Source organism: Bradyrhizobium sp. 195 (assembly GCF_023101665.1).
Lineage (GTDB): Bacteria > Pseudomonadota > Alphaproteobacteria > Rhizobiales > Xanthobacteraceae > Bradyrhizobium.
In genome coordinates, this window is record NZ_CP082161.1 from 3,498,045 (window position 1) to 3,513,512 (window position 15,468).

Annotated in this window: 14 protein-coding genes; 12 read left to right on the forward strand and 2 right to left on the reverse strand. The window is 56.8% G+C overall.

What is annotated here, in order from left to right; all coding sequences use genetic code 11:
- Positions 1-52 precede the first annotated feature (52 nt).
- The gene (locus IVB26_RS15970; protein ID WP_247972527.1) at positions 53-592 is read right to left on the reverse strand and encodes an acyltransferase; all 540 of its coding nucleotides are present in this window, start codon (positions 590-592) and stop codon (positions 53-55) included.
- Positions 573-1,553: a glycosyltransferase family 4 protein gene (locus IVB26_RS15975; RefSeq protein WP_247972528.1), complete on the reverse strand. Its 981-nt coding sequence runs from the start codon at positions 1,551-1,553 to the stop codon at positions 573-575. The genes IVB26_RS15970 and IVB26_RS15975 overlap by 20 nt, the downstream gene beginning before the upstream one ends.
- Positions 1,554-2,055: 502 nt before the next feature.
- Between IVB26_RS15975 and IVB26_RS15980 the strand changes: the two genes are divergently transcribed.
- From IVB26_RS15980 to IVB26_RS16035, 12 genes are all read left to right on the forward strand, one after another.
- Positions 2,056-2,562: a UDP-N-acetylglucosamine--LPS N-acetylglucosamine transferase gene (locus IVB26_RS15980; RefSeq protein ID WP_247972529.1), complete on the forward strand. Its 507-nt coding sequence runs from the start codon at positions 2,056-2,058 to the stop codon at positions 2,560-2,562.
- Positions 2,559-3,080, forward strand: coding sequence for a glycosyltransferase (locus tag IVB26_RS15985; RefSeq protein ID WP_247972530.1), 522 nt, complete (start codon positions 2,559-2,561; stop codon positions 3,078-3,080). Before IVB26_RS15980 ends, IVB26_RS15985 begins: the two co-directional genes overlap by 4 nt.
- A gap of 132 nt (positions 3,081-3,212) precedes the next feature.
- On the forward strand, positions 3,213-4,190 hold the full coding sequence (locus tag IVB26_RS15990; protein ID WP_247972531.1) for a glycosyltransferase family 2 protein: 978 nt from the start codon (positions 3,213-3,215) through the stop codon (positions 4,188-4,190).
- 477 nt (positions 4,191-4,667) lie between these two features.
- Positions 4,668-5,900, forward strand: coding sequence for a glycosyltransferase family 4 protein (locus tag IVB26_RS15995; protein ID WP_247973176.1), 1,233 nt, complete (start codon positions 4,668-4,670; stop codon positions 5,898-5,900).
- Positions 5,901-6,084: 184 nt separating this feature from the next.
- Entirely contained in the window at positions 6,085-7,074 is a 990-nt protein-coding gene (locus IVB26_RS16000; RefSeq protein WP_247972532.1) for a glycosyltransferase family 2 protein, read from the forward strand.
- A gap of 220 nt (positions 7,075-7,294) precedes the next feature.
- The gene (locus tag IVB26_RS16005; protein WP_247972533.1) at positions 7,295-8,347 is read left to right on the forward strand and encodes a Gfo/Idh/MocA family protein; all 1,053 of its coding nucleotides are present in this window, start codon (positions 7,295-7,297) and stop codon (positions 8,345-8,347) included.
- A 173-nt stretch (positions 8,348-8,520) separates the two neighbouring features.
- Positions 8,521-10,083 (forward strand): lipopolysaccharide biosynthesis protein, encoded by a 1,563-nt coding sequence (locus IVB26_RS16010; protein WP_247972534.1) that lies wholly within the window; start codon positions 8,521-8,523, stop codon positions 10,081-10,083.
- A gap of 27 nt (positions 10,084-10,110) precedes the next feature.
- Positions 10,111-10,608, forward strand: a complete 498-nt coding sequence (locus IVB26_RS16015; RefSeq protein WP_247972535.1) for an acyltransferase — start codon at positions 10,111-10,113, stop codon at positions 10,606-10,608.
- Positions 10,609-10,730: 122 nt separating this feature from the next.
- Entirely contained in the window at positions 10,731-11,909 is a 1,179-nt protein-coding gene (locus tag IVB26_RS16020) for a DegT/DnrJ/EryC1/StrS family aminotransferase (protein ID WP_247973177.1), read from the forward strand.
- The gene (locus IVB26_RS16025) at positions 11,906-12,907 is read left to right on the forward strand and encodes an NAD-dependent epimerase/dehydratase family protein (RefSeq protein ID WP_247972536.1); all 1,002 of its coding nucleotides are present in this window, start codon (positions 11,906-11,908) and stop codon (positions 12,905-12,907) included. Before IVB26_RS16020 ends, IVB26_RS16025 begins: the two co-directional genes overlap by 4 nt.
- Positions 12,847-14,043, forward strand: a complete 1,197-nt coding sequence (locus tag IVB26_RS16030) for a DegT/DnrJ/EryC1/StrS family aminotransferase (protein WP_247972537.1) — start codon at positions 12,847-12,849, stop codon at positions 14,041-14,043. The genes IVB26_RS16025 and IVB26_RS16030 overlap by 61 nt, the downstream gene beginning before the upstream one ends.
- A 170-nt stretch (positions 14,044-14,213) precedes the next feature.
- Positions 14,214-15,458, forward strand: a complete 1,245-nt coding sequence (locus IVB26_RS16035; RefSeq protein WP_247972538.1) for an O-antigen ligase family protein — start codon at positions 14,214-14,216, stop codon at positions 15,456-15,458.
- Positions 15,459-15,468: the final 10 nt, after the last annotated feature.

Below are 15,468 nucleotides of genomic sequence, written 5' to 3' on the forward strand. Positions count from 1 at the left end.
TCGGCCTCCGCCAGTTGCAACCCAGCTTGTCGCATCGACGCCCTACACTGCTTCACGGCGCATAAGTCGTTGGCCTTCTACCTTTCGGTGCTGCCTCCGGCTGAGGCACAACCTCCACAGCCTGCGCGTGTATATAGGCACCTTCCCGAATGCCCCATTTGCCGGTTCGAATTCCCGAATGGATTATTTTCGCTGGATTTCCAGCGACGACGGAATGTGAAGGGACATCCGCGGTCACTACCGATCCGCTACCCACGACGCACTCATCTCCGATTCGAATCCCCGGCAAGATGATCGAGTAAGCGCCAATGAAGCAATTCTTTCCGATGTAAGTGTCAGTCATGATCAAGCGCGACATGTCATGTGTCAGAACAACGGCATGGAAGGCGATATAGGTCCCGTGGTCAATATGCACACCACTCGGGTTCGTCAGATCCAAGTTCGCCCTCAGCGATATTTTGACCGTGGGTTGGATGTCCATTTTGACGATGTTGCGGAGGAACCATAGTCGTAAAGCGACGAGTCCCTCTCGCACACGTAATACGGTCGCAAGCACCAGACTGCGGTTCTTCTTAGGAGTGGGAAACGTCACATCCAGCCTCCCTCAAAGCATGATCAGCCGCGGCGCCCCGAAGGGCTGCATGTTGCGTCCCTCTCTGGGAGGGCGCAGTCGGCGCGCCTGCATGTTCGCCGACGGATAAACGGCCGGCTCCGGAGGGAGGCGCAGCATCGCGGATAATGTCGCGAAGAGCGCTTTCCAACAGATCAGTCGCGTCGTCCCAAGTATAGCTGATAGCCGTGGCTAATGCGGCTTCGGACATGCCCCGCCAGTTCGTGTCGCTTAGGCTCAACACCCTACTCAACTGCTCAGCAAGTTTCGTCGGGTTTTCCACCTCAACCAGAAAGCCGTTGACGCCGTCTTTCACAACGTCTGTCGCCCCACCCATGCGCGTTGAAACGACCGGACATCTACACGCCATTGCCTCTAGCATCGGAAGGTGAAATCCTTCGCGCCGGCTGCCGCACAGCCACACATCGCACTGGCCGTAGAGCAGTCGAAGTTCGCTCTGGGGCGGGCGATAGTGAAACTCGACCCCCTCCGGCAGGGGAAGACGGGGCGACACCGGCTCGGCCCCGAAAGCCACGACGCGCAGATTGCCCATTTGCTTTTTCAGCTTCTCGATCGCCGCCAGGCTCACATCAACTCCCCTCAGGTGTAGAGTTGAATAGAGCATGCCCACGGTTGGCCTCTCCTGCTTGCCCCGTGCCGCAGCATGGAATTGTTCGGCATCAACGCTGTTGGAAATCAGGTGTACGTTCTCATCGTCAAATCTATCCCGCGCGAGATCCATCAACCATTTGGAGACTACGATCTTATGCAAGGGTAGCCGCCAAGCTGCATCGATGGCGCGTTCCCACTGCCCTGGAGAGGTCTCGTACCCCTGCAACAGAATTGCCTTTGCCCCTTTGCGATGCGACAGCGCGGCCACTCCCGGCGCGGTTTTCCAATACGTCGCCAAGACCACGTCTGCATCGGGCACGTCGTCATCCATCACCGGTCTTGCCGTATCGAGTACATGGTGTCGCGCTGGACAACCGTCGAAAAAGGACGGCTCGGTCCCTGACTCGTTCGGCCATCCCTTGCCGAGCACTAGCGACTTCAAGCTTCCCAATAAGGATTTTCTTGTCCGCGGCTGCGAGACGACTGTTACCTCATGTCCACGCCGGTATAGCCGCTCGGAATAAATCGAAAGGACCCGAATGCCACCGCTCAGACCCGCATAGGGCAGTACAAGCGTCACGCGCATATGTTCACCACATCAGAACTGCGAATTTCGTAGGCGAGGTCTCCAGGCGCCGCCAACGGCGCGACACCTTAAATTCAGCATCAAGGCACCTTGATAGATCGATGTCCGCTGCGCGGTTTTAAATAATTAAACATTTAAATTGACGTTGCAATAGATTTAATATAGAAATCGAAAACAGACATAATAATTTCTAATCCTGTTCGATTGTATTCGGTGGAGTTCCGAAGCCCGGAGAGGGAACCAGCGCATGCTTCGAAGTATCGTGCTGCACAATGACGAGAGGTGCTCGCTAGAGCAGTCTGGCCATCGTCCAAAATTGCTGGCTGTCTCTTCGGGCGGAGGCCACTGGGTACAGCTCTTGCGCATCAAGGAAGCGTTCGAAGGCTGTGAAGTCGTTTTCGTTACCGTCCACGAGTCGTATCGCACGCAGGTGCCTGGTCATAAATTCTATGTAGTCAATGATGCGAATCGCTGGACGAAGATCAGGCTTGTAAAAGCCGCGCAAGGCCTCGCCCGGATCATTTGGAGTGAGAGGCCAGATGTCGTCATTTCTACGGGCGCCGCTCCAGGATATTTAGCGCTCCGGCTCGGAAGAATGATGGGTGCTCGAACCATCTGGCTCGACAGCGTCGCTAACGTCGAAGAGCTTTCAATGTCGGGATTTAGAATCGGCCGCTGCGCCGACCTCTGGCTAACTCAGTGGCCCCACTTGGCGCGGCCCGAAGGCCCCTACTACGGAGGCTCCGTCTTATGATCTTCGTGACGGTTGGAACGCAGGGACAGTTTGACCGCTTGATCCGGACGATTGACGGTTGGGCGGATGTGCATGGAAGGACCGATGTCTTCGCTCAGACCGGCCCATCAGAGTACTATGCCGCGCACATCCGCGCCAAACCGTTTGTTGATCCTGCCGAGTTTCGGCAATGCGTGGAATCGGCAAGCCTTGTCGTAGCACATGCCGGCATGGGCTCGATAATTACGGCTCTCGAACTGGGAAAACGGATCATAGTTATGCCTCGCCGAGCGAGCTTAGGGGAGCACCGGAACGACCATCAGGTCGCAACAGCTAGAAGGTTCGCCGAACAAGGCCGCATTATAGTTGCATTCGACGAACAGGAGTTGGTCGATAAGCTGGATCAGCTCGAGTTCGCTAGCTCGGCTGAACGACTTAGCGCAGAAGCACCATCGCATCTGATCGACACCATTCGGACATTTATCGAGACGGGACATGCTCGCGTCGAGAATAGAGCACCCGTCGGAGGGGGTATGTGAGTTGGCGCTATATGACCTTTGATGGTTCGTGCCTGCTGTCAGGACTGGCGGATAACACAATGCGAGCATGTTGCGCAGGCAAGCACGAGCCTGTTCCTGATGTCGTTGAGTGGGGCGACAGGAAGCGAGAGCATGGTGAAGGTTGACATAGTTGTTCCGTGTTACAACTACGCACGTTTTCTTGAAGCGTGCGTCGGCAGCATCCTGCGCCAATCCGTCCGGGATCTGCGGGTGCTAATCATCGACGATGCCTCGTCGGATGATACTCTTTCCATAGCCCGTAAACTCGCCGAAGCTGATTGTCGCATCTCGATCATCTCTCATCCGCAGAACCAGGGCCATATTCGTACGTATAATGAGGGCATTGCGTGGGCTTCGGCCGAATACTTTCTCCTACTGTCAGCAGACGATTTATTGACGCCAGGTTCGCTCGCGCGTGCGATCGAAGTGATGGATCGTGACTCGGAGGTCGTGCTTACGCATGGAAAGGCCGTTGTTTGGCAGGACAGTCTTCCATTTCCTCGGATTGACGTGGAGAAAAATTACGAGTTCGCGCGACAGGATCTGATTCAGGATATGTGCACGACCGGGGTCAATTTCGTATCTACGCCAACGGCCGTAGTGCGAACTTGCGCCCAGAAGGCCGTTGGCGGATATGAAGAATCGCTACCCCACAGCGCCGACATGGAGATGTGGCTCCGCTTGGCGGCTTATGGTGCGGTCGTCCGCATCGATGGGGTACAAGCAATTTATAGAAGTCACCCATCTTCCATGTCCAACTCGCATTGGACCGCGACGTTGTTGGATTGTCAGCAGCGCAAGAAAGCGTTCGATTCGTTTTTCCAAGCGCATCCGAAAATATCGCGGAGTCTATCGGTGCGGGCTAACCGGATGCTGGCCGCGAGGGCGTTTCAGGGGGGCACGAACCTTGTGCGGCGGGGGCAAATTAGAAGCGGTCTTCCGCTTCTTCGCTGGTCAATGAATCTCGACCCTCGGCTGCAGTATGTACCGCCAGTATGGAAGTTCTTAAAAATTCCCGGACCCGTGGGTCGCAAGTGGGCAATGTCGGTCATCAAAGAAGCAACGGGGAGGTTGATTGCGCGGAGCTAGCTTCTGGTACGGCGAGAGTTCACCCGAGTGTGCACGATGCGATGAGACGAGTCCCGATGTCGAGCGAAGACGTTGAAACAAAGCGAAAATGTAGCTTGGGCCAGATGGAGGCTTCGGAGTGCGGATTCGCGCTCACCTACCTGCGCTTCGTTCCCGTCCTGACGCGGATCACAGGAACCAAAGATGAGTAGGTTGTTGGTTTGGTGCCGAGCCTTGATGCTTGAGATGTCTCTGTGGGCACAACGCCGCAGTTGGCCGGTCCCGGCAGCTATTCGGGGTGCTGTGCGTCCTCTCCTTGCAAGAGCAAACGAACGCACGAGACCCGTGAGCTTGGACGAATGGTCGCGTCCTCTCGTTTCTGGAGCCGGAAGGGACTGCTCGATGGCGCCCCCGACGCTCGAGCCGACGGTTCCGTGCGCTCCTAGTGACTCGAGGACGGGCCCGATGCGCGCATGCACGAGTCCGGTCTTGCGCTGCGTGGTCGCAACACCATTCCTGGATGTCGGAGGACTGGACAGAGTCGCGGCTCTTTTGGCTCGAGGCCTGCCATTACACGGCATCGAAACTACAATTGTGCATACTGCCACTGATGAACGTCGTCACAGCGGAACGGGCGATGCGCTGCACCTCGACGGTGTCCGGGTCGTCGAACTCTCAGCCCATGACGGTCAACGATGGTTTAAGGCGAACCGTCCGGATGTCATTAGCATGCACGGGGCACCCGACTGGTTGGTCGCCCAGGCCGCTGAATCCGACATTCCGATCATCGAGACGTTGCACGGCGCTCATTCGTTCTTCAATCGTGAGACGTGGTCAGGCGAGCAGTTGCGAAGCGAGAAGATCGCCGGTTTCGTCGCTGTTAGCGAACTTGTCCGGCGGCAGTATATGAAGGCAAACCCGAGCTGTCTATCCAACCGTATTGTTACCATCCCCAATGGCGTCGATAACCAGCACATTAGTTTTCGTGATCGAGCGCGAGCGCGCGAATGGCTAGGTTTGCGCGACGAGTTCCTCTTCGTCTCGCTTGCGAGATATGACATGCAGAAGAACACGTTCGGGCTGGTTAGGGCGTTTTCCGATGTCGCGCTCGCCTGCCCCGGCGCGCATCTCTTGGTTGCGGGTCGTGTCGACGACATAAATTACTTCGAGCAGGTGCGACGACTCCGCGATGGGTTACCGAGCGCCAGCCGGATAAATTTGCGTGGAAACTGTCCTGATGCGTCCAACGTATTGGCAGCAGCAGACGCGTTCGTCCTTGACTCTTTTTTTGAAGGTTGGTCCTTGGCCTCTATGGAGGCGCTCTTCGCTGGACTTCCTGTTGTCATGAGCGAGGTGGGTGGCGCACGGGAGCAGGTGGGCGAAAACGGAAGCCGAGGATTTGTTGTAGGAAATCCGTTGGGTGATCCAGAGGCAGTGGACTGGCACAGCATATCGCGAGCGCGGTTTCAACGACAAGTAAATCATAATGCGCTGGTTGAAGCTCTATGCACCGTCTATGCGGATCGCGACCGCTGGCGGAAGGCGCGCGATGATTTGCGCGCGGAATCCACGCTACGGTTCTCCGCGGACGTTTGCCTCCAGCGTCACGCCGAGGTTCTGAGGCGGGCAGCTGCTCGAGAGCGCCTGCTTTCTCTCGCTTCATTCCCTGAGTCAGTCACTAACGCAGGCACTCGCCGCCCAACTCCGACGGGTACGGCGGCCGTTTGTTGATCCGGCTGGAGCAGGCGCTCAGGAAGAAGTTGCGCATACATTGGTCCTGGTCCGCATGCCGAACTTTCTCACCACGTTTATTGGGGCCGTCGCGGAATCAGCGGCTATGCGCGCCCACCACGGCGCTGTCTGTTTTTGGTCCGCTTAGCTGGAGAGAACGCTTGTGCCCCTACCGGAGCTTGCAATGGATGTCAGTGTTATTGTCGTCACGCACAACACTCGCCAGATGACGATTGAATGTATCCGTTCCATACTTGAGCAAACTACTCACGTGAAATACGAGTTGATAGTGTTTGATAGTGCATCAACTGATGGCTCTTCTGAAGCGATCCGAGAACGGTTTCCGACAGTCAAGCTTATTAGCTCGGCAGAGAATGTTGGTTTCGGGAAGGCCAACAATATCGCAGCAACAGTTGCGCAGGGCCGCAGGCTATTGCTCATCAATCCGGATACTGTGGTCCTGGACCGCGCGATCGATCGTCTGAATGAATTTGCCAGCGCAACTCCCGAGTCTCGCATATGGGGAGGGCGAACAATCTTCGCCGATGGATCGCTGAACCCGGCATCATGCTGGAAGTATGCGACGTTGTGGAGTGTCTTTTGTTGGGCTGTTGGATTGAACTTGCTTAAGAGCAGCATGCTTTTTAACCCAGAAGGTTATCCTCATTGGAAACGTGATTCGGTTCGATCGGTTGACATAGTATCTGGTTGTTTCTTCCTGATCGATCGAGCTCTCTGGCAGGAGCTTGGCGGCTTCGACCCGGTTTTCTTCATGTATGCGGAGGAGGCCGATCTATGCATTCGGGCGCAAAAACTTGGTGCGCGACCGCAGATAACTCCCACTGCAACAATCATACATTACGGTGGGGCTTCGTATCCTCAGAAGAGCGAGTTCCGAATTCAGATGCTGGCCGGTCGCGTGACCCTAATGGATCGACACTGGTCGTCTGTTTCCCGAAAAATCGGGAGGCAGTTGTATTTGCTGATGCCCTTAACACGGTGGCTGACCTATGAAGCGGCCGCAGCCCTCCTGCGGAAAGCGGATTATCGAAAGAATGGCCTCGAGTGGTACGGGGTGTGGCGGAACCGGTGGCGCTGGATAAATGGATGGACGGAGGCTGCCGTAACTGCGGCGGCCACTGAAAACTCTAGACGCGGAAGGCAGCCTGGTTGAATGGCTTCGCGGGGCCCACCCCCCAGCCTCTCGCACCGAATAAGCGGTATCTCGCCCGATCGTAGTGGTGCGCGCTTGCCAGCTCTCGAAGTTGGCATCGAATCTAACGCTGAGATTAATTAAATTTCTTCTTGCTATAAATACTATTTTAATACATCGTTCGATTTAATTTTAATACAGGCAGAGAAGCGCGCAACTTTGTCCATAGGGTAGGCGAAAGATGTCAAGGCGATTAATCAGGGTCGCGGTGGTAGGATACGGCTATTGGGGACCCAATCTTGTGCGCAACTTTGCGAACACTGACGGCTGCGAGCTTGTGGCTGTTAGTGATCTCCAGCCTTCAAGGCTCGCATCATGCGCGCGCCTGCACCCGAGTGCGACGACCACGACCAGAGTTCGTGACGTGATCGAGAGCTCGAACATCGATGCCGTCGCTATTGCAACTCCCGCGCATACCCATTTCGAGATTGCTATGGCGGCCCTCAGAGCAGGAAAGCACGTGTTGGTCGAAAAACCGCTGGCGCGGACCTCGGACCAAGTCGGTCGACTGATCGAGGAAGCGCAGCGGCGCAATCTAATCCTTATGGTCGATCACACGTTCGTCTACACGCCGGCTGTGCAGAAGATTCGCCAGCTCATTTGCGAAGACGCGTTGGGAGAGATCCTGTATTACAACAGCAATCGGGCAAGCCTCGGTCTCTTCCAGGATGACGTCAACGTGATCTGGGATCTCGCTGTTCACGACGTATCGATCATTCAGCACATCTTGAAGAAAGCGCCAGTCGCCGTTTCGGCGACGGGGGCGACGCACGTTCACGGTACACCGGAGAACATGGCCCATGTGACGCTATTCTTCGAAAACAGCTGTGTGGCGCACATTAATGTCAATTGGCTTTCTCCAATTAAAGTTAGGCAGATATTCATTGGCGGCAGTCGCAAGATGATCGTGTACGATGATCTTGAACCCACCGAAAAAATCAAGGTGTATGACAAGGGCATCACCGTTGATCGGTCAGCGCAAGCCGCGCACCAGCTTCGGATCGGCTATCGAGCCGGCGACATGTGGGCGCCACATCTGGGTGCAAGCGAGGCACTCAGTATCGAAGCGCAGCATTTCATCGATAGCATCCATGAGGGAAGCAGTCCTATAACCAGCGGAACTACCGGATTGCAGGTAGTTCAGATCTTGGAGGCAGCTTCTCGCTCTATTGTGGCGCAAGGCAATCCCGTTCGCTTGAACTCTCTTGGGAAGGCAAAGGCGCTTGCCGGCTGAACCCCGACGTTATCAGTCTGCCCTTCCATAAGGTACTCAGATCAATAGAACTCGAAGTGAGGGCCGGTCGGTGCTGAAAGTGGCGGGCAAGGCGGTCGAAGGCCAGGGGACCGCGAAAGAAGACCGAACTCAACATTTTTCGTCGTTTAGGTAAGTACGGGCGTTTCCCAAGCGTGTTCGGCGCGCGCGTCTCGCACACGGTCGAGGAAGCGGAACAGCAGTATGAGTCCAAAAGCCGGCAATTGTACCTCGGAACGAAAATGACTTCAGTACAGCGCTCCGTTTTGTTTTCAGCAGCCGACCGGTACGGCAACGTTGTGTTATTCTTTATTGCGACCGCGGTTCTCTCGCGCCTGCTGACGCCAGGAGAATTCGGAGTCTATGCCTTCGTCAGCGCCGTCACGGCCGTTATTGGAGCATCCTTTCAGGAGTTCGGGGGGGCGAATTATCTGATCCAGAAGCCCGAACTGTCCCGCTCAGACGTTCGCTCGGCTTTCACCGTGACATTCGGAATCTCGGCGGCCATTGCTGTTCTCCTGTTCCTCCTAGCCGGGCCGCTATCACAATTGCTCGCGCTGGAGGGCTTGAAGAGAGGCATCGAGGTTTCCGCGTTGAATTTTCTGCTGTTCCCCTTCTCCGGGACCATATCCGCTCTCTTGCGCCGAGACATGAAATTCGGCGCGCTCGCCGTCTGCAGGCTCATCGCGAATGCAACGATCGCCGTGGTTTCGATCGCGCTTGGGGTGGCGGGTTTCAGCTACATGGCCCCCATATGGGGCGGCGTCGCGGGGAATATGATCCTGGCTATCATGCTGCTGGTCAGACATCGAAACTTCGGTGCACTGCGCCCGTCCCTGCTGGAGTACCGTGAGGTCGTCGGCTTTGGCCTCTATTCCAGCGGGGTGAGTGTCATCAATACGTTCTACAATCTCGCGCCTCAACTGTTCATCGCGAGAATTCTCGATTTCTCGTCAGTGGGTCTGTACAGCCGCGCGATCAACTTGACTCAGGTTTTTGACAGGTTCGTTGCGGAGGTATTGAACCCGGTCATCCTGCCGGCGATTGCCGCAAGGCGCAAAGCCGGAGAAGACTTGAAGACGGTGTACCTCGAGGCCATCGAGCTACTTTCGGTCGTGCAATGGCCACTCCTGTTGTTCGTGGCGATTATGGCGCGACCGATCATCTCGGTCTGGCTAGGCGAGACTTGGCTGGAGGTCGTGCCTCTGGTGCGTCTGCTCTGCATCGCGAACATGGCGCTTTTTGCAGGATGCTTGAGTTATCCGGTTCTTGTAGCTGCTGGAAGCGTGCGCAACGCGTTGATCTCCTCTTTCATTGCTCTTCCGCCGTCGCTTCTCGTAATTTTGTGCGCATCCTTCTTCAATGTGCAAGCTGTCGCTGCATCTGCTCTTTTTACCTTACCGTTCCAGGCTGCAGTCGCGATCTTCTTCATCGGGCGGCACATAGGCCTCAGGCCAATGGATATTGCTCGCGTGTTGAGGAAGAGTAGTTTCGTCACGGCTGCAACTGCGCTCGGAGTCGCCGGCTGTGCGGCGCTAACGGAAGCAGGAATATTGACATCCCTTGCCGGTCTGGTCTTGGCATTTTTGGCTGCGGCGCTTTGCTGGTGGCTTGGGCTGCTACTGACTGGCCATCCGCTGCTGCGTCAGCTTCATTTTTTTGCAGCTGGTCTGGCCCGCGTTGCGCCAAAACTGAGGCCATCGCGTTCAGCCATGTAAGGCGTCATGGCGAGTTTGGAGACAGAGATGCCTATTACGGAGGATGTAAAACTTGGCAGCGACGTCAGGATATTTCATCCGGAACTGGTCAACCTCTACGGCTGCGTCGTGGGCGACGAGACCAGGATCGGGGCTTTCGTCGAGATCCAGGCGGGGGCAAAAATCGGCGCGCGTTGCAAGATATCGTCGCACAGCTTCATCTGCGAGGGTGTCGCGATCGAGGACGAAGTGTTCGTTGGTCATGGCGTGATGTTCACGAACGACAAATTTCCGAAGGCGACAACCGCGGATGGTCGTCCTCAGCAAGCGTCGGACTGGACGCTGCAGCGCACTCATGTCGGCAGGGGAGCGTCTATCGGCTCGAATGCCACCATTCTATGCGGTGTGACGATCGGTGCGGGTGCCTGCGTAGGCGCGGGTGCGGTGGTGACGAAGGACATTCCGCCCGGTGCCATCGTCGCCGGAGTTCCCGCTCGGGCTCTGCCCGCAGCCGACGACAGCGGCAGGAGCGGTCGCGGCTGCTGAAATGGTCGAAAAGCATATTACCGTTAAGATATATTCCGCCTAAATTTAATTCTTGATTAAATTGAATAACGAGATTTAAATAACCGCTATAATAAATTCAACCCGATCCAAGGTTTTGAATGTTGATACCCTTCCTGGACCTGAAAGAGCAATATAGCCAGATCAAGCCGGAAATCGACGCCGCGGTGGCGAGGGTTGTCAGCAGCGGGCACTTTGTGCTCGGACCCGAGGTTACAGCCTTCGAGGAACGCTTTGCGGATTATTGCAAGACCGCCCATTGCCGGGCGGTGAACAGCGGTACTTCGGCGCTTCACCTTGCCTTGCTGGCGGCGGGCGTCGGACCCGGTGACGAGGTCATCACAGTATCCATGACGTTCGTCGCGACTACCGCGGCCATTCTCTACAGCGGCGCCAAGCCCGTGTTCGTCGACGTTGACCCGGTCACATGGACGATGGATCCCGGCTTGATCGAAGCGGCGATAACACCGCGAACCAAAGCCATTCTGCCGGTTCATCTTCACGGCCTGATGTCCGACATGGATCCCATCATGGAGATCGCGCGGCGCTACGGTCTGGTCGTCATTGAGGACGCTGCGCAGGCGCACGGCGCGGAGTACCGGGGACGCCGCGCAGGCTCGATCGGAGATCTGGGGTGCTTCAGCTTTTACCCGGGCAAGAATCTGGGAGCATTCGGCGAGGGGGGAGCCGTCGTGACTGATCGGCCTGAATTCGCGCGCCGCGTGTCGCTGCTGCGGGATTGGGGGCAGGAGGCGAAATACGACCACGTCATTCCCGGATACAATTATCGCATGGACGAGATCCAGAGCGCGATACTGAATGTCAAGTTGGACTACCTCGAACGCTGGACCGAGGCCCGCCGATCGCTCGCAGAACGATACAACGAACTGCTTTCTGAGCTCCCATTCGCGCGTCCGCGGCCGCCCTCGCACTCCCGCCACGTGTATCATGTCTATTCGATCAGATTGCAGCGGCGCGACGACGCGCTCACATCATTGCGCGACGCCAGCATCGGCGCAGGGATTCACTATCCCATTCCGGTGCATCTGCAGAAGGCCTATGCTGAACTCGGTTATCAGGCCGGTGATCTGCCGGTAACCGAGATGCTTGCGAACGACTTTCTCTCCCTTCCCATTTATCCGGAGCTGCTGCCGGACCGGGCGACCGAAGTTGTCTCCACGTTGAGGAGCGCCGGAGCATTGCGACCTAGCGAAGCCGTCAACAACCAAGCCGGGCAATCACAAAGCGTCACAACAAGGTCCTGCAACAGGAGGGCGTCTTGATTGAGCTCAAGGGTAAGCGCGTTCTGGTCACTGGCGGGGCAGGATTCATCGGCTCCCACATTGTCGATCTGCTCTGCGATGAGGGTTGCATCGAGATCGTTGCCCTCGACAACATGGTCAGAGGCCGGCCGGAAAATCTCCGGCGCGCACTCAGGCGTGGGCCGGTGAGACTGGTTCACGGCGACATACGCGATCGTAAACTGATGGAAGCCTTGGTGAAAGCTGCCGACATCGTGTTTCACCAGGCCGCACTTCGCATCACTCACTGCGCGGCGGAGCCACGCCTGGCCAAGGAGGTTATGGTGGACGCCACCTACGACCTCCTGGAGCTGTGCATCAAGCACGATATCGAGAAGATCATCGCGGCGTCCTCGGCATCCGTATATGGCATGGCCGAGGAGTTTCCGACAACCGAGCGGCAGAACTGCTACAACAACAGGACCTTCTATGGGGCCGCGAAGGCGTTCAATGAAGGCCTACTGCGCGCGTATAATGACATGCACGGTCTCGATTATGTGGCGTTCCGCTACTTCAACGTCTATGGCAGCCGCATGGACATCCACGGGCGATACACCGAGGTCTTGATCCGCTGGATGGAACGGCTGGAAGCCGGATTGCCTCCCATTATCTTTGGTGACGGCCGCCAGACCATGGATTTCGTCCACGTCCGCGACATCGCGCGCGCGAATATCCTTGCGGCCAGGTCCAAGGTTACCGATGAGGTCTTCAACGTCGGGAGCGGCACCGAAACCAGCCTGACCGAGCTGGCGATGGCGCTTGCATCCGTGATGGGACGCCGCGGCCTGACACCGGAATTCGCACCGGAACGCTCGGTCAATCCGGTGCCTCGACGGCTGGCATCGACAGGCAAAGCCGAGCGTCTGCTGGGGTTCCGCACCACGGTTTCGCTCGAGCAGGGGCTCGCCGACCTCGTGAAATGGTGGCGATCAGAACGCGAACTCGCTTCGGATCGTCAGCGCCAGGTGGCGACATCGTGATCCCGATCGCAGCTCCGCTGCTTGCGGACGAAGAAGCCGACGCTGCGCGCGCCGTGGTGCTGTCGGGCTGGGTATCGCAAGGTCCTCAGGTGGCTGCGTTCGAGAACGAGTTCGCCGCACTTGTCGGCGCCCCGCATGCCTGCGCGGTCGCGAATTGCACGACCGCCCTGCAGCTCGCCTTGGCCGCGCTGGGTATCGGCAGGGGCGATGAGGTGATCACGGTCAGCCATTCCTTCATCGCGACCGCAAACGTCATCCGACATCAGGGCGCCACTCCGGTCTTTGTCGATATCGAGCCAGAGACATATAATCTGGATTGCGCCGGGCTGGAGGAAGCTATCACCGAGCGCACCCGCGCGATCATCGCGGTCCATCAGATGGGCATGCCATGTGATATGGCTGCACTGATGGCCATAGCGCGCCGCCACGGCGTCGCCGTGATCGAGGACGCAGCTTGTGCCGTCGGATCGCAGATCCGGATGAACGGGGAATGGGCGCCGATCGGCGCGCCGCATGGAGATATTGCCTGCTTTTCCTTTCATCCGCGAAAGGTGATCACGACAGGTGAGGGGGGGATGCTCACGACTGCGAATGCCGAGCTTGACCGCAAGTTCAAGTTGCTGCGCCAGCACGGCATGAGCGTTCCGGATACGGTGCGACACAACTCGTCGAGCGTGATCTTCGAGGAGTACGTCGTTCTGGGCTACAATTGCCGAATGACGGATATGCAGGCGGCAATTGGGCGCAGACAGCTCGAGCGGCTTCCAGAATTGATCGGCCGCCGGCGAACGGTGGCCGCCAAATATGCCGAGCTACTGGGCAATCTGGAAGGCCTGCGGTTACCAACCGAACCGGAGTGGGCCAGGTCCAACTGGCAGAGCTATTGCGTGCGTCTTCCGGACCGTCTCAATCAGCGGATCGTCATGCAAAACTTGCTCGATAAGGGAATCGCGACGCGACGTGGCATCATGTGCTCGCACCGCGAACTGCCTTACGCAAAGGCGGCGCAACGCCATGATCTTCGCCAATCCGAGCTCGCGCAGGATCGTTCGATTCTGCTGCCAATTTACGCGCAGATGACTGAGGACAATATGCGTCTGGTCTTTGATGCTTTGCGGACAGAACTGGATCGATAGCTAAGGGTACCAACTGAAGTGTTGGCTAGCCGTTCGTTCCCGGAAGCCGTCGCGCATATGAGAAGTCCGTGCGCGCCCAGAGGTGGGTATCGCCGAAGCCGAGCGACATTGATGCTGAGCACCAAAAGACCAACCCGGCTCTACACAGGCGGCAGCTAATGTTGACTAGCATGACTACGTCCAGTGTTCCCGTACCAGGGTTCAGAAGTGTCAGCAATGCAGCCATCCAGGGGGTGGAGCGTTCTCCCGAGCGTCAGCACACCTTCATCATCTTGGTTGCCCTGGTCGGAATCTTCTGTCCTCCAACCCTCCTTCCGCTTGGCGACTTAAATGTTACCGTAGGTCGGCTCGTTGTGATCGTACTTATCCTCCCGGCGGTTGGACTGTTGGTAACGCGCGGACGACACGGCGTGGCATCCGATTTCTTTGCTACTGCCTTGAGTATTTGGATGCTCGCATCGTCGGTGTTAAGCGGTGGGTTTAGGCCGTATGTTGGCGCGGAAGCGCTTGAACTCCTCGGTGCGTATTTGGTCGGGCGCGCTTTTGTTTTCGGTCCTGCCAATTTTCTCGCGTTCATCCGAGCGCTCAAATTGATCACGCCTGTGCTCGTCGCGCTCGCGGTACTCGATATTGTGTCGGGGCGCTACATCACGCTGGATAGTTTCGGAGTACCAAATTCCTGGGCAGAGCGTTTCGGCTGGGTGCGCGCGGCTTCTGTATTTGACGGCGCCGAGCATTACGGAACATTTTGCGTCGCCGCGGCTGCGATCTTTCTTTATTCGGAACACGGAATTCGTCGTGTCCTTTATGTCGGCCTCTGCGCTTTTGGATGTGCGTTGTCGCTGTCATCAGGACCATTGCTGGGTTTCTGTATTGTTATGGCGGTCTCTTTGTACGACCACGTTCTGAAGCGACATGCTTGGAGATGGAAAGCCCTGGTGAGTGCGTTAGCTTGCATCATCATCATGATATCTGTGGTCCACGATCATCCCATAGAGTGGATGCTGATACACTTTACATTGGATCCGCAAACTGGATTTTTCCGAATCGAGACTTGGAGTGCCGCCCTGCCAATTATCAGCCATTCTCCATTTACAGGTCACGGCTTAGTAGAACTCGGCCATTCGGTAGACGAGAGGATCTTCCTGCGGAGTGTCGACAGCCTTTGGTTGCTCGAGGCGCTTCGCTATGGGGTTCCGGCGGTCATCTTACTGATCATGACAATGTTCTCCCCATTATTGAATAAGACGCCGACTCCCGGGACGCACAATGTCCAAACGGGGCTTAGCTTATCCGTCGTAACCATTGCTTTGGTTGGGCTAACGGTTCATTTTTGGGGTGCAACGTGGCTGTTCTTGAACTTGTGCGTTGGAATTAGGGCCTCGCTGGCAGAATATGACGCCAGGCGTTACTAATAGGGATCTG

What these genes read in the sequence shown, in the direction of transcription:
- IVB26_RS15975 (WP_247972528.1), bottom strand. Translation starts at nt 1,553, where the DNA reads ATGGATGACGACGTGCCCGATGCAGACGTGGTCTTGGCGACGTATTGG.
- IVB26_RS15980 (WP_247972529.1), top strand. Translation starts at nt 2,056, where the DNA reads ATGCTTCGAAGTATCGTGCTGCACAATGACGAGAGGTGCTCGCTAGAG.
- IVB26_RS15985 (WP_247972530.1), top strand. Translation starts at nt 2,559, where the DNA reads ATGATCTTCGTGACGGTTGGAACGCAGGGACAGTTTGACCGCTTGATC.
- IVB26_RS15990 (WP_247972531.1), top strand. Translation starts at nt 3,213, where the DNA reads ATGGTGAAGGTTGACATAGTTGTTCCGTGTTACAACTACGCACGTTTT.
- IVB26_RS16000 (WP_247972532.1), top strand. Translation starts at nt 6,085, where the DNA reads ATGGATGTCAGTGTTATTGTCGTCACGCACAACACTCGCCAGATGACG.
- IVB26_RS16005 (WP_247972533.1), top strand. Translation starts at nt 7,295, where the DNA reads ATGTCAAGGCGATTAATCAGGGTCGCGGTGGTAGGATACGGCTATTGG.
- IVB26_RS16015 (WP_247972535.1), top strand. Translation starts at nt 10,111, where the DNA reads ATGCCTATTACGGAGGATGTAAAACTTGGCAGCGACGTCAGGATATTT.
- IVB26_RS16030 (WP_247972537.1), top strand. Translation starts at nt 12,847, where the DNA reads ATGGTGGCGATCAGAACGCGAACTCGCTTCGGATCGTCAGCGCCAGGT.
- IVB26_RS16035 (WP_247972538.1), top strand. Translation starts at nt 14,214, where the DNA reads ATGACTACGTCCAGTGTTCCCGTACCAGGGTTCAGAAGTGTCAGCAAT.